The 17,217-nt window shown below is 69.2% G+C and carries 16 protein-coding genes; 10 read left to right on the top strand and 6 right to left on the bottom strand.

Annotation, left to right across the window (positions count from 1 at the left end; translation table 11 throughout):
- Window positions 1-10 precede the first annotated feature (10 nt).
- Window positions 11-1,120 (bottom strand): ferredoxin reductase, encoded by a 1,110-nt coding sequence (locus FPZ47_RS00235; RefSeq protein WP_144946870.1) that lies wholly within the window; start codon window positions 1,118-1,120, stop codon window positions 11-13.
- 70 nt (window positions 1,121-1,190) lie between these two features.
- Here FPZ47_RS00235 and FPZ47_RS00230 point away from each other — a divergent pair, with 70 nt between their 5' ends.
- Window positions 1,191-1,865: a TetR family transcriptional regulator gene (locus FPZ47_RS00230; RefSeq protein WP_144946867.1), complete on the top strand. Its 675-nt coding sequence runs from the start codon at window positions 1,191-1,193 to the stop codon at window positions 1,863-1,865.
- Between the two features lie 211 nt (window positions 1,866-2,076).
- Window positions 2,077-3,372, top strand: coding sequence for an acyl-CoA dehydrogenase family protein (locus FPZ47_RS00225; protein WP_210419796.1), 1,296 nt, complete (start codon window positions 2,077-2,079; stop codon window positions 3,370-3,372).
- A gap of 84 nt (window positions 3,373-3,456) precedes the next feature.
- Here FPZ47_RS00225 and FPZ47_RS00220 read toward each other — a convergent pair whose 3' ends face one another.
- Entirely contained in the window at window positions 3,457-3,912 is a 456-nt protein-coding gene (locus tag FPZ47_RS00220) for a MaoC family dehydratase (protein ID WP_144946861.1), read from the bottom strand.
- A 302-nt stretch (window positions 3,913-4,214) separates the two neighbouring features.
- Here FPZ47_RS00220 and FPZ47_RS00215 point away from each other — a divergent pair, with 302 nt between their 5' ends.
- The 5 genes from FPZ47_RS00215 (at window position 4,215) to ag85C (ending at window position 8,290) form a co-directional block, all read left to right on the top strand.
- Window positions 4,215-4,712 (top strand): metallophosphoesterase family protein, encoded by a 498-nt coding sequence (locus tag FPZ47_RS00215; RefSeq protein WP_144946858.1) that lies wholly within the window; start codon window positions 4,215-4,217, stop codon window positions 4,710-4,712.
- An 18-nt stretch (window positions 4,713-4,730) separates the two neighbouring features.
- A complete protein-coding gene (locus FPZ47_RS00210; RefSeq protein ID WP_144946855.1) occupies window positions 4,731-5,192 on the top strand; it encodes a MarR family winged helix-turn-helix transcriptional regulator in 462 nt (153 codons plus the stop codon).
- Complete coding sequence (locus FPZ47_RS00205) at window positions 5,189-6,013, top strand: ATP-binding cassette domain-containing protein (RefSeq protein ID WP_144946852.1); 825 nt, start codon at window positions 5,189-5,191, stop codon at window positions 6,011-6,013. The genes FPZ47_RS00210 and FPZ47_RS00205 overlap by 4 nt, the downstream gene beginning before the upstream one ends.
- Complete coding sequence (locus tag FPZ47_RS00200) at window positions 6,003-6,824, top strand: ABC transporter permease (protein ID WP_144946848.1); 822 nt, start codon at window positions 6,003-6,005, stop codon at window positions 6,822-6,824. Before FPZ47_RS00205 ends, FPZ47_RS00200 begins: the two co-directional genes overlap by 11 nt.
- Before the next feature lie 455 nt (window positions 6,825-7,279).
- Complete coding sequence (gene ag85C, locus FPZ47_RS00195) at window positions 7,280-8,290, top strand: diacylglycerol acyltransferase/mycolyltransferase Ag85C (RefSeq protein WP_144946844.1); 1,011 nt, start codon at window positions 7,280-7,282, stop codon at window positions 8,288-8,290.
- A 44-nt stretch (window positions 8,291-8,334) separates the two neighbouring features.
- Here the strand turns inward: ag85C and FPZ47_RS00190 are convergent, their stop codons facing one another.
- The 4 genes from FPZ47_RS00190 to FPZ47_RS00175 all read right to left on the bottom strand — a co-directional run bounded on the left by FPZ47_RS00190 (window position 8,335) and on the right by FPZ47_RS00175 (window position 13,547).
- Entirely contained in the window at window positions 8,335-9,048 is a 714-nt protein-coding gene (locus tag FPZ47_RS00190) for a YoaK family protein (RefSeq protein WP_144946841.1), read from the bottom strand.
- A gap of 46 nt (window positions 9,049-9,094) precedes the next feature.
- Window positions 9,095-10,462: a maltokinase N-terminal cap-like domain-containing protein gene (locus tag FPZ47_RS00185; protein WP_144946838.1), complete on the bottom strand. Its 1,368-nt coding sequence runs from the start codon at window positions 10,460-10,462 to the stop codon at window positions 9,095-9,097.
- A gap of 48 nt (window positions 10,463-10,510) precedes the next feature.
- Window positions 10,511-12,337 (bottom strand): maltose alpha-D-glucosyltransferase, encoded by a 1,827-nt coding sequence (gene treS / locus FPZ47_RS00180; RefSeq protein ID WP_246133227.1) that lies wholly within the window; start codon window positions 12,335-12,337, stop codon window positions 10,511-10,513.
- Window positions 12,338-12,455: 118 nt separating this feature from the next.
- Window positions 12,456-13,547 (bottom strand): S1C family serine protease, encoded by a 1,092-nt coding sequence (locus tag FPZ47_RS00175; protein WP_144946836.1) that lies wholly within the window; start codon window positions 13,545-13,547, stop codon window positions 12,456-12,458.
- A 316-nt stretch (window positions 13,548-13,863) separates the two neighbouring features.
- On the opposite strand from FPZ47_RS00175, the gene FPZ47_RS00170 reads away from it, so the two are divergent.
- The 3 genes from FPZ47_RS00170 (at window position 13,864) to FPZ47_RS00160 (ending at window position 17,061) form a co-directional block, all read left to right on the top strand.
- Complete coding sequence (locus tag FPZ47_RS00170) at window positions 13,864-14,283, top strand: TIGR03668 family PPOX class F420-dependent oxidoreductase (protein ID WP_144946833.1); 420 nt, start codon at window positions 13,864-13,866, stop codon at window positions 14,281-14,283.
- A gap of 132 nt (window positions 14,284-14,415) precedes the next feature.
- Window positions 14,416-16,572, top strand: coding sequence for an elongation factor G-like protein EF-G2 (locus tag FPZ47_RS00165; protein WP_144946830.1), 2,157 nt, complete (start codon window positions 14,416-14,418; stop codon window positions 16,570-16,572).
- Between the two features lie 6 nt (window positions 16,573-16,578).
- Window positions 16,579-17,061 (top strand): DUF2231 domain-containing protein, encoded by a 483-nt coding sequence (locus FPZ47_RS00160; RefSeq protein WP_144946827.1) that lies wholly within the window; start codon window positions 16,579-16,581, stop codon window positions 17,059-17,061.
- Window positions 17,062-17,217 lie beyond the last annotated feature (156 nt).

Raw genomic sequence — 17,217 nt, 5'->3', positions numbered from 1 at the left:
GCGTTGTCAGTTAGAGCGCGATGTCGACGTCGCCGACCGGGACGGAAACGCAGATCTGCACGTCGTCATCGGGGACGGTCGAGACCGCGCCGGTGACCAGGTTGCGCACGGTGCCGGCGGTCTTGCGCCGGGTGCAGGTGTGGCAGATGCCCATCCGGCATCCGCTGGCCGGCGTCAGGCCGGCCGACTCGGCTTGCTCGAGCAGCGGACGGCCGTCGTCGACGACGTCGACGACGCTGTCGGAGAACGTGATTCGTCCGCCCGACGCCACCGGCGGCGCCTCGGGTGCCGGCGGCACGAAGCTCTCGGTGCAGACGCCGGGGCCGCAGTGCTGGCGGACCGCCTCGATCAGTGCGGTCGGGCCGCAGACGAACACCGCATCCGGTGCCGGCATGGCGGCGGCGAGGTGTTCGGGCCCGCAGCGGCCGACGAGGTCGCCGCCGCCGGATCGGGTGTAGCCGTGCAGCACCCGGACGCCGGGCAGCGCGGCCAGCTCGTCGCGATAGCACGCCTCCGCGGGGGTGCGTGCGTAGTGGACGAACGCGATCTCGGCGCCGGGCGTGCCCGGGTGGCCCTCGGTGACCAGGGTGCGCAGCATCGCCATGACCGGCGTGATGCCGCTGCCGCCGGAGACGAACAAGATCCGCCGGGGCCGCCGGACCGGCAGGACGAAGTCGCCGCCGACCCCGGACAAGCCGACCACCATGCCGCGTCGGGCGCGGTGGTAGAGATAGTTGGACACCAGCCCGCCGTCGTGACGCCCAACCGTCAACTCGAGGTTGCCCGCCCCTTCGGCGTTGGCCGGTGAGTAGCAGCGGGTGTGCCGGCGACCGTCGATCTCGACGGTGAGGTTGACGTACTGACCGGCCTTGACGGCGTGGGTGGTGGTGAAGGTGTCGTTCGGAGCGAGCGTGAGGGTGACGCTGCGCGGGGTCGTCCGGCGGACGTCGACGACCTTGGCGCGGGCTTCTCCGCGCGTCCAGGTCGGGGCCACCAGCTCGGTGTACCGGTCGACGCCGTGCGGACCGGTGAGCAGGTCGAGCAGATCGGAACCCAGAACTCGCTTCCGGAAAGCCCGGGCGAGCGTCCCACCGGAGGTGTGCGTAGTTTGAGTGAACATGTGTACACAGTGCTACCGGTAGTCGCAGGTAGTCAAGGGCTTTTCCCAGTCCTGTGTTAGGGTTCACACAGTGAACAGCCGTACGCCTGGCTCACGGCCGCGGGGTTCGGGACGCGAGCGCTCCCGCGACAGCCCGTCGCGCGAGGAGCGCAAGGAGGCCACCAGGCGCGCCATCATCGACGCGGCGCTCAAGTTGCTGGGAGACCGCAGCTTCTCCAGCCTCAGCCTGCGCGAGGTCACCCGGGAGGCCGGGATCGTGCCGGCCGCGTTCTACCGTCACTTCGAGTCGATGGAGGCGCTCGGCCTGGTGCTCATCGACGAGTCGTTCCGCTCGCTGCGCGACACGCTGCGCGCGGCGCGCGCCGGCAAGTTCGACCCGAACCGGGTCATCGAGTCGTCCGTCGAGATCCTGATCGCCAGCGTCGCCGACCGCCGCGAACACTGGCGCCTGATCGGCCGCGAGCGCAACAGCGGGCTGAGCGTGCTGCGCTACGCCATCCGCACCGAGATCCGGCTGATCACCTCGGAGCTGGCCACGGACCTGGCCCGCTTCCCGGGGCTCAACGCGTGGAGCACCGAGGATCTCAACGTGCTGTCCACCTTGTTCGTCAACGCGATGATCGCCATCGCCGAGGCGATCGAGGACGCGCAGAGCGCCGCGGCGCTCGAGGAGATCCGGCGCATCGCGGTCAAGCAACTCAGGATGATCGCGGTCGGCATCGCCGGCTGGCGAAGCACCCCCTGACCAGGTCCCGCGACTGGTCACTGCGCGCCGGGTGAAGTCCGGGGCGGCGCAGACAAAGCTCGCGACCATCGCCCGGCGCGCCGTGGACACCCGCGGCGACGGCCACTGCGGTCCGGTGCCGTCAGCGCCACGACCGGGTTGCTGCCTCTACGATGGTGGGACTCCATCAGCGATGCCGGTGCGGCGCTGCACCGGGGAACGGTTGGCGACGGTGTGGGACTTCGAGACGGACCCGGAATACCAGGCGAAGCTCGACTGGGTCGAAAAGTTCATGGTCGACGAACTCGAGCCGCTCGATCTGGTCGCGCTCGATCCCTACGACAAGAAGAATCCCGAGACGATGGCGGTCCTGCGACCACTGCAGCAGCAGGTCAAGGACCAGGGGTTGTGGGCGGCGCACCTGCGGCCCGAACTCGGCGGTCAGGGCTTCGGACAGGTCAAGCTGGCGCTGCTCAACGAAATCCTCGGGCGCTCCCGCTGGGCGCCGTCGGTGTTCGGCTGCCAGGCGCCCGATTCCGGCAACGCCGAAATCCTGGCGTTGTTCGGCACCGACGAGCAGAAGGCCCGCTACCTGCAACCCCTGCTCGACGGCGAGATCACGTCCTGCTACTCGATGACCGAACCCCAGGGCGGTTCGGACCCCGGGCAATTCGTCACCGCCGCCACCCGCGACGGTGACGACTGGGTCATCAACGGGGAGAAGTGGTTTTCCACCAACGTCAAGCATGCGTCGTTTTTCATCGTCATGGCCGTCACCAACCCCGAGTCCCGCACCTACGACAAGATGTCGCTGTTCATCGTCCCGGCCGAGACGCCGGGCATCGAGATCGTGCGCAACGTCGGCGTGGGCGCCGAATCGTCCACGCGCGCCAGCCACGGCTACGTCCGCTACAGCGACGTCCGGGTTCCGGCCGACCATGTGCTGGGCGGTGAGGGACAGGCCTTCATGATCGCGCAGACCAGGCTGGGCGGGGGCCGCATCCACCACGCGATGCGCACGATCGCGTTGGCACGCAGCGCTTTCGACATGATGTGCGAGCGCGCCGTGTCTCGCAAGACCCGGCACGGCCGGCTCGCCGACTTCCAGATGACGCAGGAGAAGATCGCCGACAGCTGGATTCAGATCGAGCAGTTCCGGCTGCTGGTGCTGCGCACCGCCTGGCTGATCGACAAGCACCACGACTACCAGAAGGTGCGCCGCGACATCGCCGCGGTGAAGGTCGCGATGCCGCAGGTGCTGCACGACGTCGCCCAGCGGGCGCTGCACCTGCACGGCGCCCTCGGCGTCTCCGACGAGATGCCGTTCGTCAAGATGCTGGTGGCCGCCGAGTCGCTGGGCATCGCCGACGGGGCCACCGAGTTGCACAAGATGACGGTGGCCCGGCGCACGCTGCGTGAATACCAGCCGGTGACAACGCCTTTCCCGTCCGCGCACCTACCGACCCGGCGCGCCGAGGCGCAGGCCCGACTGGCCGAACGCATGGAACACTCGATCGCCGAATTCTGACCCGCCGACACCCCGACTTCGCGACACATAAACCTCTGCGACGACACGCCGGAAGACGCCGCAACCGTTTATGTTTCGCGGGAATCAGGAGATGTAGCGGACGATGCTCTCGGCCACGCAGGCCGGCTTGGGCGAGCCCTCTATCTCGATGGTGGTCGACACTGTCGCCTGTGCGGCGCCGTCGCCGAGGTCGTCGACGCTGACCAGTGAGCTCTGCGCGCGCACCCGGGAACCCACCGGAACCGGGGCGGGAAAGCGAACCTTGTTGAGCCCGTAGTTGATTGCGAGCTTGATGCCCTTGACCGTGTACATCTGATGCTGCAGCCGCGGCAGCAGCGCCAGGGTCATGAATCCGTGGGCGATGGTGGTGCCGAACGGACCGGCGGCCGCGCGCTCCGGGTCGACGTGAATCCACTGGTGATCGCCGGTCGCGTCGGCGAACAGGTTGACGTCTTCCTGGGTGATCGTCACCCAGTCGCTCTGCCCGATGGTCTCGCCCGTGGCGGCGCTGAGTTCGGCTACCGATTCGAAGGTGCGCATGCGGTGTTCTCCTTGGGTCCGGGTGGTAACAATAGCGCCGGAGGCGGGCCGTGCCGGAGCGGGGCTTCCCGCGCCAGTAGCCCGGTCCGGTTTGCCGGCACCCGCCAGGGGCACCCAGGAGCAAACAGCGAATGGACCCGAGATGGCCGGCCCGAAGGGCCACAAGGCCGAATCCGACGTCGAACCGGAGACCCGCGAGTCGCGCTCGCACGCCGCCCGCGGGGACGAGGACGGCACGTACGCCGGCCAGGCCGGAGCCGAAGCCGGCGCCAACGAGAAATGGCCTGGTGCAAGATGGGCGCGTGCGGCTGCTGCTCATTGCCGATACCCACCTCCCGCGGCGCGGGCGCGACCTGCCCACCCGGGTGTGGGAGGAGGTGTCCGCGGCCGACGTCGTCGTCCACGCCGGCGACTGGACGACCGTCGAACTGCTCGACGAGCTTCAAACTCGGGCCACGCGCCTGGTGGCGTGCTGGGGCAACAACGACGGGCCGCAGTTGCGCGCGCGGCTGCCCGAGCGCGCCGACGCGGTGCTGGACGGACTGCACGTCACGGTGGTGCACGAGACGGGCGCGGCGGCCGGGCGGGAGGCGCGGATGTCGCGGCGCTATCCCGACAGCAACGTGCTGATATTCGGCCACAGCCACATCCCCTGGGACAGCACGACGGCGACCGGCCTGCGGCTGCTCAACCCCGGCTCGCCGACCGACCGCCGCCGGCAACCCCACGGCACGTACATGACCGCGACGGTCGACAAAGGAGATCTGAGCCGCGTCGACCTCCACCGGCTTGAAAGATAGCTTCCCTAAAGAGGTATTATCGGCGGGGTGACCACCCGACCCGAGCTCGCCGCCGAGGTGACCCGCGCCGTCGGCCGGTTCCGTCGCCACCTGCGGCGCTCCGCCGGGACCGGCTACGCCGCGGGGCAACTATCGGAATCCCAGGCCGAGCTGCTGCGGCTGATCGCGCGCCGGCCGGGGATCTCGGTCAACGAAGCCGCCGCCGAACTCGGGCTGGTGCCCAACACCGCGTCCACGCTGGTGTCCAAGCTGGTCGGCGCGGGGCTGCTGGAGCGCCACGTCGATCCCCGCGACCGGCGCGTCGGACGGTTGCATCTGGCCGAACCCGCCCAGCAGGTCATGGACGCCTCGGCCGTGGCCAGGCGCGCGCTGGTCGCCGAGTTGCTCGACAAGCTCGACGACGGCGAAGTCGCGGCGCTGGCAAAAGGGGTGGAGGTTCTGGAGAGGATGACCATGATGTTGCGGGAGAAATCGGTATGAGCGCGGCGAACCCCCCGGCGATCGACTGCCGCGACCTCACTTGCCGCTACGGGGACTTCACCGCCGTCGACGGCCTCAGCCTGCAGGTGCAGCCCGGGGAGACCATGGGCCTGCTCGGCCCCAACGGTGCGGGGAAGACGACGGTGGTGCGGGTGCTGACCACGCTCACCGCCGTCCGCCGTGGCGAGCTGCACATCTTCGGGCTCGACGCGCGCACCCGGACCGCAGACATCCGCAGCAATCTCGGCTATGTGCCGCAACAGCTTTCGATCGAGCCGGCGCTGACGGGCCGGCAGAACGTGGCGTGGTTCGCGCGGCTGTACGGGGTAGCCCGCGCCGAACGGGCCGAGCGCGTCGACCAGGCGCTGGACGCCATGCAGTTGCTCGACGTCGCCCACCGGCTCGCCGCCACCTACTCCGGCGGCATGGTCCGCAGGCTGGAGGTGGCCCAAGCGCTGGTCAACCGGCCGTCGTTGCTGGTGCTCGACGAACCGACCGTCGGCCTGGATCCGATCGCCCGCGACGGCGTGTGGACGCAGGTGCAGGACATGCAGGCCCGGTTCGGCATGACCGTGCTGCTGACCACCCACTACATGGAGGAGGCCGACGCGCTGTGCGATCGCGTCGCGCTGATGCATCGCGGGGTGTTACAGGCGGTGGGCACACCCGGCGGGCTGAAGTCGGCATTGTCCCCGCAGGCCACCCTCGAGGACGTGTTCCGCCACCACGCGGCCTCGGGCTTGTCCGGCAACACGACGGATGCGGGTGAGTCGTTTCGCGAAATCCGTTCCCGCAGAAATTCAGCCGCCCGTGTCGCGTGACCAGCAGGCTCCCGCCGCACGGCTGGTCCGCGCACCGCGCGGGTGGCAACGGGTCGGTGCGACATGGAGCCGGGTGGGCGCGTTCGCGATCGTCGAACTGCAGAAGTTGCGGCACGACCGGACCGAACTGCTCACGCGCATGGTGCAGCCCGCGCTGTGGCTGCTGATCTTCGGCACCACGTTCGGCCACCTGCGCGTCATCGACACCGGACCGGTGTCCTACCTGGCCTTCCTGGCGCCGGGCATCATCGCCCAGTCGGCGCTGTTCATCTCGATCTTCTATGGGATACAGATCATCTGGGACCGCGACGCCGGTGTCCTGGCCAAGCTCATGGTGACACCGGCGCCCGCGCCGGCGCTGATCACCGGGAAGGCGTTCGCGGCCGGGGTGCGCTCGGTCGCCCAGGTGGTCGGCGTGCTGGCGCTGGCCTATGCGATGGGCGTCGGGCTGACCGTCAATCCACTGCGCATCCTGGCGGCGATGGCCGTCGTCATGCTCGGCGCCGCGTTCTTCGCGTGCCTGTCGATGACGCTGGCCGGGCTGGTCCGGAGCCGCGATCGCCTGATGGGGATCGGCCAGGCCATCACGATGCCGTTGTTCTTCGCGTCCAACGCGCTGTACCCGGTCGCCGTGATGCCCGGGTGGCTGCACGCGCTGAGCGTCGTCAACCCGTTGAGCTACGAGGTGGACGCCCTGCGGGCACTGCTGATCGGCGCCCCGTTCAACGCCCTCGACGTCGTCGTGCTGGTCGTGGCGCCGGTGATCGGAATCGCGACGGCGTCAACGCTATTGCGCCGCCTGGTGGCCTAGACGCGCCACCGTGACGTCGCAAGACATCCGGTGGGCCGCCATGCGGCGTAACCGCGCTCCCGCCGGGGAGGTCGTGGTCGCATTACGGGGGGGGCGATCGTGCAGTCGGGTAACAGCGACGTGCACCGCTGTCACGTCCCCGGCGATCCCCGGGTGCACGATGCACGGCACGGTGGGTGCGCACCGGCGCGACTACCCCGACCCGGTGGCGGTGATGGCCGCGTTCGGCGACGCTCGATGGCCGAAAGCGCCCGGCCGTCAACGCCGCAACATCGCCGATAGCCGATCGCGATCTCCCCGAGACCTATTCGGGCGCGATGCCCAATCGTTAGCCAACCGCGATGTCGCGCCGCGGCCACGACGGGCCGATCGCACCCTTGCGCTGTGTTTCACTCGCCCAGAACAGATTCGACCGCGTCATGCGGCAGACAGAAAAGTTGGGATGGATGGGTGCCATGAAGTTCGTGGAAACGGTGCGTGGCGCGGCGGCGGGTGTGCCACGCCGGCTGGCTATCGCGGCTGTCGGGGCTGCCCTGTTGTCCGGTCTCGTCGGCGCCGTCGGCGGCTTGGCGACGGCGGGGGCATTCTCCAAGCCGGGCCTTCCGGTCGAGTACCTGGAGGTTCCGTCGCCGTCGATGGGACGCAACATCAAAGTCCAGTTCGAATACGGCGGCCCGCACGCGGTGTACCTGCTCGACGGTCTGCGCGCCCAGGACGACTACAACGGTTGGGACATCAACACCCCGGCCTTCGAGGAGTACTACCAGTCCGGCCTGTCGGTGATCATGCCCGTCGGCGGCCAGTCCAGCTTCTACAGCAACTGGTACCAGCCGTCCCAGGGCAACGGCCAGACCTACACCTACAAGTGGGAGACCTTCCTGACCCAGGAGATGCCCGCGTGGATGCAGGCCAACCGCAACGTCTCACCGACCGGGAACGCCGCGGTGGGTCTGTCAATGTCGGGCGGCTCCGCGCTGGTCCTGGCCGCGTACTACCCTCAGCAGTTCCCCTACGCCGCCTCCCTGTCGGGCTTCCTGAACCCGTCGGACGGCTGGTGGCCGACGTTGATCGGGCTGGCCATGAACGACTCGGGCGGCTACAACGCCAACAGCATGTGGGGTCCGTCCACCGACCCGGCGTGGAAGCGCAATGACCCGATGCTCCAGATTCCGCGCCTGGTGCAGAACAACACCCGGATCTGGGTCTACTGCGGCAACGGCGCACCGGGCGACCTCGGCGGCGACAACATGCCGGCGAAGTTCCTGGAGGGTCTGACCCTGCGCACCAACCAGCAGTTCCAGAACAGCTACCTGGCCGCGGGCGGAAACAACGGGACGTTCAACTTCCCGGCCAACGGGACACACTCGTGGCCCTACTGGAACCAGCAGCTGGTCGCCATGAAGCCCGACATCCAGCACGTGCTTCTCACCAGCGCCGCACCCGCCCCGGAGGCGCCCGCCGCCTGATAGAACCAGCAGCGGCAGAACCAGCAGCGGCAGCGGCGCACCGGTCAGCGTCGCTGCCGCTGCCTTTTGGGTGCCTGGTCGAGCAGGACTCGGCGGTCCTGGTGGAAGTAGGTGTAGGCGGTTGTCAACGCGCACAGGGCCGTTGCCAGCACCAGCATCCAGGTCCCATTCGCGACCACGCTGATCAGGCCGCCCACCGTGGCGCCGATGACGAAGCTGGCGAACAACAGGAAGTAACCCAGCCAGTCCGCGGCGCTTCCACCTCCAGCGATGTGGCGTTCGATGCCCTGGCCCATCTTGACGGTCGTGCCGGTCACATAGCTCAACGGCACCGACACCTCGCCGTCTTTGACAAACGACGTATTCAATGCCCCGGTGCCGAAGGCCATCAGCATAATTGCCGCGAAATCCAGAGAGACCGCCGCCCATCCTTCGTCGATGACGTCCACCGCGGTGGCGGCCACCAGACTCAGGGTTGTCAGCACCGTCGGACCGTGCGGATGGTCGACCCACAAATATCGCCGGCACAGTGACGCCACCACCACGCCGGCGACGAATGCCGCAATGAGCAACCCGGCGCTTGCGGCAAGCCACACGTCGCCGGTGAAATACCCGAGCACGGCGCGTTGGGCGTTGCCGGTAATGAAAACCACGAAGTATCCGGCGGAGTGGGTGAATGAGATCGCGCCCACCACGCCGGCGAGCACCGCCAGCACCCACGACAACCGCGCTTCACTGTTGAATGTCTCACCCGCCACCCCCACATGCTTTCAGACACACGCCGAACGCGCAGCGCCGCGGCGGTCAGGCGGCGGTGAGCCGTGCGATGGAACGCAGCGGAATCGGCAGCCATCCCGGGCGGTGCCGCGACTCGTACCCGGCCTCGTATACGGCCTTGTCGAGTTCGTAGGCGGACAGCAGCTCCGCCGAATCGCGCGGATCGACCCCGGACGCGGCCGCATAGCCCTCGCAGAACGCGGTGCGGTTGCGCTCGACCCATTCCCGGGCCCGGGCCGCCAGCTGCTTGTCGGCGGCCTGGTCCGCCAGCGGCCCGTAGGCGGCGTACTCGAAGGACCGCAGCACACCGGCCACGTCGCGCAGCGGTGAGTCCGGCGCCCGCCGTTCCGCGAGCGGTTGACCCGGCTCGCCTTCGAAGTCGATCAGCAGCCAGCTCTCCGGTGTCCGCAGCACCTGCCCCAGGTGCAGGTCACCGTGGATGCGCTGGACGGTGATCGTCTCGCCCGCCAGCTTCTGGAACCGCTCCTCGACGATCGCCGCGTACTGGTCGAGCTCGGGCACCTTGGCCACGGTCGACGACAGCCGCGCCAGCACGGTGTCGAGCGGAAACGTCGCCCGGGTGGTGCCGAGGGTCTCGGCCAGTGTGGCGTGCACCGAGGCGACGGCTTCACCGAGCCGGAAGGACTCGCCGGCGAAGTCGCCGCCTACTTCGTAGGCATACAGGTCGGCCTCGGCGAACAGGTCACGGACGCTGGCGGTGGCCATCGCCCAGCCTTCGGCCGCGTTGGACGCGAATTCGGTGACCATGCCCAACGGCCACGCCGTGTCGGCGGCGCCATTCGGCCCGGCGATCTCGTAGGTGCCCAGCAGCCGGGCGACGTGCGCGTTGCCGGCGCGGGCGAGCACCCGGTTGAGTTCGATGTCCGGGTTGACGCCGCTGCTGACCCGGCGGAACACCTTGAAGATGGCCCGCCGGTCGAAGATCACGCTGGTGTTGCTCTGCTCGGCATCCGCGACGTGCGGCAGCGCCTCCATCGGCAGCTCGGCGTCCGGTTCCTTGACGAATCTCAGCTGCGTGCCCGACGCGTCACGCACGGCCGACGAGTCGATCAGCGACAGCAGGAACTGCGGTGCATCGGTGTCGTAGAGGGCGTCGAAACCGGTCCGGTCCCCCGCCGCGCCGATCGTGGCGATCGTGCCGTACTCCGAAACCGGCGCCGTGTCCCAGCGGACGAGCACCTGGTAGCGCTCCGACGAACCGTCGGCATAGTCGGCGTCGACCAATACCAGGTCGAGGTCTTCGCGCAGCGGCACGACCAGGCCCGCCTCGGCGGCGGACAGCTCCCGGTTACGGCCGGCATACCAACGTTGCTGTGGCAGCCACTCCGCCCAGGGCAGCTTGGCCGGCAGGTTGGCTGGCTCACTCGTGCTCATGTGCGCCGCTCCTCCTCATCGCTACGCTCTGCATCGTCGTCGGCGTGCTCATGTGCGCCGCTCCTCCTCATCGCCACGCTCTGCATCGTCGCGCCGGTGCGGGTCGTGCCTCTCCTCCGAACCGCCCAGTCGGAACCAATAAAAACCGTGCCCCGGCAGCGTCAGCAGGTAGGGCAGGTGGCCGATCCGCGGGAAATCCACCTGCCCGGTCAGCTCCGTCGGCGTGTAGCCGCTCCAGTGCTGCAGGTTCAGCTCGATGGGCTGCGGGAAACGCGACAGGTTGTTGACGCACAGCACAGTGTCGTCATCATCTGCCGCGTGGCGCACGAAAGCCAGCACCGAAGGGTTCGACCCACCCAATTCTTCGAAGCTCCCGACGGCGAAGGCCGCGTGCCGCCGGCGCACCGCCAGCATCGTGCGGGTGAAGTTGAGCAGCGAGGTCGAGGTGTCGCGCTGGGCCTCGACGTTGACCGCCTGATACCCGTACACCGGGTCCTGGCTCGGCGGCAGGTAGAGCCGGCCCGGGTTGGCGGCGGAAAACCCGGCGTTGCGGTCCGGTGTCCACTGCATCGGGGTGCGCACCCCGTCGCGGTCGCCCAGCCAGATCACGTCGCCCATGCCGATCTCGTCGCCGTAGTACAGGACCGGCGACCCGGGCAGCGACAACAGCAGCGCGGTGAACAGCTCGATCTGGTTGCGGTCGTTGTCCAGCAGCGGCGCCAGCCGGCGACGGATCCCGACGTTGGCCTTCATCCGCGGGTCCTTGGCGTACTCGGAGTACATGTAGTCGCGCTCTTCGTCGCTGACCATCTCCAGCGTCAACTCGTCGTGGTTGCGCAGGAAGATGCCCCACTGGGCCATATCGGGGATCTCGGGCGTCTGCGCGAGGATCTCCGAGATCGGGAACCGCGATTCCCGCCGGACCGCCATGAAAATGCGCGGCATCAGCGGGAAGTGGAATGCCATGTGACATTCGTCGCCGCCGGTGCTGGGCTCGCCGAAGTATTCGACGACGTCGGCGGGCCACTGGTTGGCCTCGGCCAGCAGCACCCGGCCCGGGAACTCGTCGTCGACGACCTTGCGGACCCGCTTGAGGAACGCATGGGTCTCGGGCAGGTTCTCGCAGTTGGTGCCCTCCCGCTCGAACAGGTAGGGCACCGCGTCGAGCCGGAACCCGTCGATCCCCAGTCCGAGCCAGAAGCGGATGACGTCGATCATCGCCTCCTGCACCGCCGGGCAGTCGTAGTTCAGGTCGGGCTGGTGGGAGAAGAACCGGTGCCAGTAGAACTGCCGGCGGACCGGGTCGAACGTCCAGTTCGACTCCTCGGTGTCGACGAAGATGATCCGGGCGTCGGTGTACCTCTCGCTGGTGTCGCTCCACACGTAGTAGTCGCCATACGGGCCGTCGGGGTCGTGGCGCGACTCCTGGAACCACGGATGGGAATCCGAGGTGTGGTTCATCACCAGGTCGGTGATGACCCGGATGCCCCGCCGGTGGGCGGCGTCGAGCAGCGCGACGAAGTCCTCCACGGTGCCGAACTCGGGCAGCACCTTGTAGAAGTCCCGGATGTCGTATCCGCCGTCGCGCAGCGGCGAGTCGTAGAACGGCGGCAGCCAGATGCAGTCGATGCCCAGCCATTGCAAGTAGTCCAGCCGTTGGTGCAGGCCGCGCAGGTCGCCGGCGCCGTCGGCGCTGGCGTCGTAGAACGCCCGGACCAGCACCTCGTAGAAAACGGCGTGTTTGAACCACGTCGGATCGGCCGGCAGTGCCGCGGCATTGCGGAAATCCTCGGCGTTCGGGTGCTCGACCACGCCGTCCTGGACGTGACTGCCTCCCGCGGGATGGTGTTCGACAGCGTCTCGTGCGTCGTTCATCAATTCCACGATGCCACGGGTACCCGAGGCGCGACGCCGGGAATCACGCTCGCACCGGCGCGGCGAACCGCGCCGGGCGACAAGCGGATTGGACTGCGGGCATAGCCCCGGGTGGATATCAGGCCGGCGGGCCGTCCGCCAGCGTCACGGTGGCGGTGCGGTCGCCGCCCGAGGCGGAACGGTAGCTCACCGTGATGGTGTCCCCCGGGTGATGCGGGACGAGGGCGTCCGTCATCGAGGTGGCCCCATAGATCGGGGCACCGTCGATCGCGGTGATCACGTCACCCGGCGCGAAGCCCGCTGCCGAGGCGGGCCCGTCGCTGACCACGCGTTCGACGCGCGCACCGCTGCCGCCGCTGTCGACGACGCCCAGGCCGAGGAAGGCCGTCGGGCCGACGTGCACGCTGTTCGAGCCGGCCCCGGAGCGGATCTGGCCCGCCACCCCCATCGCCTGGCCGATCGGGATGGCGAAGCCCTGCCCGCCGGACATCTTGTAGTTGTCGGTGGCGGCGGTGTTCATCCCGATCACCTGGCCGTTGCTGTTCACCATCGGCCCACCGGAGTCGCCCGGCTTGATCGGCGTGTCCGCCTGGATCAGCCCGCCCAGCGTCTCCTGGGCGCCGGTCAGGGTGTCGGTTGCGTCGACCGTCTGGTTGAGAGCGATGACGTGGCCGGCCACCGCGCTGGGCGTTCCGCCCTGCCCGCCGGCGTTGCCCATCGCGACCACCGGCTCGCCGACGTTGACCCCGCCGCCGATCGCGGCGGTCGGCAGCCCTGCCGCGCCACGAAGCTGCAGGACGGCGATGTCCTGCGCGCGATCGTAGCCGATCACGTCGACGCCGTAGGTTTGGCCGTTGCCGACGTCGAACGCGCTGATGTCGGTGGCGCCGGAGATCACATGGTTGTTGGTCAGCACGACACCGTTCGGGTCGATGACGATCCCGGTCCCGGCCCCCACCGCGTTGTTGTAGCCGAACTTGGTGTTGATGTTGACCACCTGCGGCCCGACCTGCGCGACCAGCAAGGTCGGGTCGAGGGACAACATGGGCCGGTCGGCGACCCGATCCAGCGCGGGGGTGGACACCCCGGGAGGTGCGGCGGACGCCGGCACCGCGCCCAGGCCCGCGCCCAGGCCCAGGCCCAGCCCGACCACAGCCAACACGCTGGCTGACCGTGACCACCAGACTGAGCGGTGATGCCCTTTGCTCATCCGTACCTCCTGTAGCCGAAAATCAGAAATCGCCCCTGTCTCCGGCTCTGAGGCGGGACGACTTTGTACGTATAACCGTAATGCAGATAGCTGTACGGGCGTTGGTCAGGTTTTCCATCTGACCGCATTTCCCCTGGTGCGCGCGAGCGCGGCCTTTCGCTGTCGCCGCAATCGGGCGGGTGGCACGGGCGCAATCGCCACGTCCGCCGACGCGTCCGGCGCCCTCGCCCGCCACCGGAATCCGCCCGGCCGTGCAGCAAACCGGCAGAGCCCGCGGGCCGCCGCGCCGGGCAGCCCGTTTCCCTAAGCTGAGGCGGTGGGCGACTTCGACGCCAGGGCCAGGTTCGGCCGCTGCCCGGTGGCCCGGCTGGCCACGATCACACCCGACGGCGCCCCCCACCTGGTGCCGGTGGTTTTCGCGCTCGACGACTCCGGCGGCGGCGACGTGGTGTACACCGCCGTCGACGCCAAGCCCAAATCGACCCGCCGGCTGCGGCGCCTGGCCAACATCGCGAAAAACCCCCGGGTGAGCCTGCTCGTCGACCACTACGCCGACGACTGGACGCGGTTGTGGTGGGTGCGGGTCGACGGTGTCGCCACCGTGCACGAGAGCGGCCCGGCGATGGACACCGGCAGGCGGCTGCTACGCTCCAAATACCCTCAGTACCAATCGGTTTCATTGGACGGTGCGGTCATCGCGGTCACGGTCCACCGGTGGTCGGACTGGCAGGCCTGAGCACGCCCCACGGGGACCGCGGGCGGGGCGGTCAACGATTCGCCGCGGGCTCTTGTGGTCGGCGGTGGTTGGGTGAAGGGTAGCTGGATAGATGCACGGCAGTAAGCGACCCGGGAAAGTCGGAGGGAAGCCATGGCGGACAGGACAAATAGTTCCCAGGGCGCGACGACCGCCCCCACCGCCACCGGCCCGGGCGACATTCGCAACGTGGTTCTCGTCGGACCGTCCGGAGCGGGCAAGACCACCCTCGTCGAAGCCCTGCTCGTCGCGGCCGGGGTGCTGTCCCGGGCGGGCTCGGTCGCCGACGGCACCGCGGTATGCGACTACGACGACGCCGAGATCCGCCAACAGCGGTCGGTGGGGGTAGCCGTCGCGTCCCTGTCGCACGACGGCATCAAAGTCAACCTGGTCGACACCCCCGGATACGCCGACTTCGTCGGCGAGCTGCGGGCCGGACTGCGGGCGGCGGACTGCGCCCTGTTCGTGATCGCCGCGAACGAGGGGGTCGACGAACCGACGAAGTTGCTGTGGCAGGAGTGCAGCCAGGTCGGCATGCCCCGCGCCGTGGTGATCACCAAGCTCGACCACGCGCGGGCCGACTACTCCGAGGCGCTGACCGCGGCGCAGGACGCGTTCGGCGACAAGGTGTTACCGCTGTACCTGCCCACCCCCCTGCCGGCCTGCGCCGGCCTGATCGGCCTGCTGTCGCAAACCTGCTACGACTACGCGGACGGGCGACGCGCGACCCACCCGCCGGACCCGTCGGACGCCGACCGCATCGAGGACGCCCGCGGCACGCTGATCGAGGGGATCATCGAGGAGTCCGAGGACGAGTCCCTGATGGAGCGCTACCTGGGCGGCGAGACGATCGACGAGCCCGTGCTCATCGCGGACCTGGAGCGAGCCGTCGCCCGGGCGTCGTTCTTCCCGGTGGTCCCGGTGTGCAGCGGCACCGGCGTCGGAACGCTGGAGCTGCTGGAGATCATCACCCGCGGATTCCCCTCGCCGATGGAACACCCGCTCCCGGAGGTGTTCACGCCGCAGGGCGCCCCGCACACCACGCTGGCCTGCGACGTCGACGCGCCATTGCTCGCGGAGGTGGTGAAGACGACGTCGGACCCCTACGTCGGCAGGGTCAGCCTCGTCCGGGTGTTCTCCGGCACGGTCAGGCCCGACGCGACGGTTCACGTGTCGGGCCATTTTGCGTCGTTTTTCGGCGCGGGCAACCCGAACGGCGGGGCCCACCCCGACCACGACGAGGACGAACGCGTCGGGACGCTGTCCTTTCCGCTGGGCAAGCAGCAACGCCCGGCGCAGGCCGCGGTCGCGGGTGACATCTGCGCGATCGGCAAGCTGAGCCGGGCCGAGACCGGCGACACGCTGTCGGACAAGTCCGAACCGCTGGTGCTCAAGCCCTGGAAGATGCCCGAGCCGCTGCTGCCGGTCGCCATCGCGGCGCACGCCAAGACCGACGAGGACAAGCTCTCCGTCGGGCTGGGGCGGCTGGCCGCCGAGGACCCGACACTGCGCATCGAGCAGAACCCGGAAACCCACCAGATCGTGCTGTGGTGCATGGGCGAAGCCCATGCCGGCGTCGTGCTGGATGCGCTGGCCAACCGCTACGGCGTCACCGTGGATACCGTCGACGTCCGAATTCCGTTGCGGGAGACGTTCACCGGCAAGGCCAAAGGCCACGGCCGCCACGTCAAGCAGTCCGGCGGGCACGGCCAGTACGCGGTGTGCGACATCGAGGTGGAGCCGCTGCCGGAGGGCTCCGGGTTCGAGTTCGTCGACAAGGTGGTCGGCGGGGCGGTGCCGCGCCAGTTCATCCCGAGCGTGGAGAAGGGTGTGCGTGCCCAGATGGAAAAGGGTGTGCAGGCCGGGTATCCGGTGGTCGACATCCGCGTCACCCTGCTCGACGGCAAAGCCCACAGCGTCGACTCCTCGGACTTCGCCTTCCAGATGGCCGGCGCGCTGGCGTTGCGGGAGGCGGCGGCGGCGACCCGGGTGGCGCTGCTCGAACCGATCGACGAGATCTCGGTGCTGGTGCCCGACGACTTCGTCGGTGCGGTGATGGGCGACCTGTCGAGCCGCCGCGGCCGGGTCCTGGGCACCGAGGCCGGCCGCGACCGCACGGTGGTGCACGCCGAGGTGCCGCAGGTGGAGCTCACCCGCTATGCCATCGATCTGCGTTCGCTGGCGCACGGGGCCGCGTCGTTCACCCGGTCGTTCGCCCGCTACGACCCGATGCCCGAGTCGGCCGCCGTCCGGGTGGCGGCTACTGTGTGACAAGGTATGTCGACTTTCAACGGACTTCCCGCCCACATCCTGCTGAACCATTTCGTCGTCGTCCTGGCGCCGCTGACGGCGGTCCTGGCGATCCTGTGCGCGCTGTGGCCCGCGGCGCGACGGCGGCTGATCTGGCTCGTCGTCCTGCTGGCGGTGGCCACGGTGGCCTTGACCCCGGTGACCGCCGGCGCGGGCGCGTGGCTGGCGGCGCGGGTCAACGTCGCGCCGGCCATGGCGCCGGTACTGGCCGCACACGAGCAACTGGGGTCGATGTTGATCTACATCGTCGCGGCCCTGCTCGCCACCGTCGCGCTGCTGGCCGCCGTCCATGTCCGCCAGACGCGCGGAACGTCGGTCAGCCTGGTCGCGCAATCGGTGATCGGGGTGCTGGTGATCGTCGCCGCGGCCGCCACGCTGATCCAGACCTACCGCATCGGCGATTCGGGCGCGCGGGCGGCGTGGGGCGACGTGTCGTCGTCGGCCCCCTGACCGCAAGCCCCCTGACCGCAAGCCCCCTGACCGCAAGCCCCCTGACCGCGAGAGTGCGTGTCCGCGAGCGTGCGTGTCCGTGCGGCGACACGCCGCTGCGCCCGGCATTTTGCGCACGCTCACGCTCGGCGATGGCGGCGATGCTCGGGCGATGGC

The organism is Mycobacterium helveticum (assembly GCF_007714205.1).
In the GTDB taxonomy this organism is placed as follows: domain Bacteria; phylum Actinomycetota; class Actinomycetes; order Mycobacteriales; family Mycobacteriaceae; genus Mycobacterium; species Mycobacterium helveticum.
Note: the sequence above shows the minus strand (reverse complement) of the source record. Positions and strands in the feature narration are given on the sequence as shown.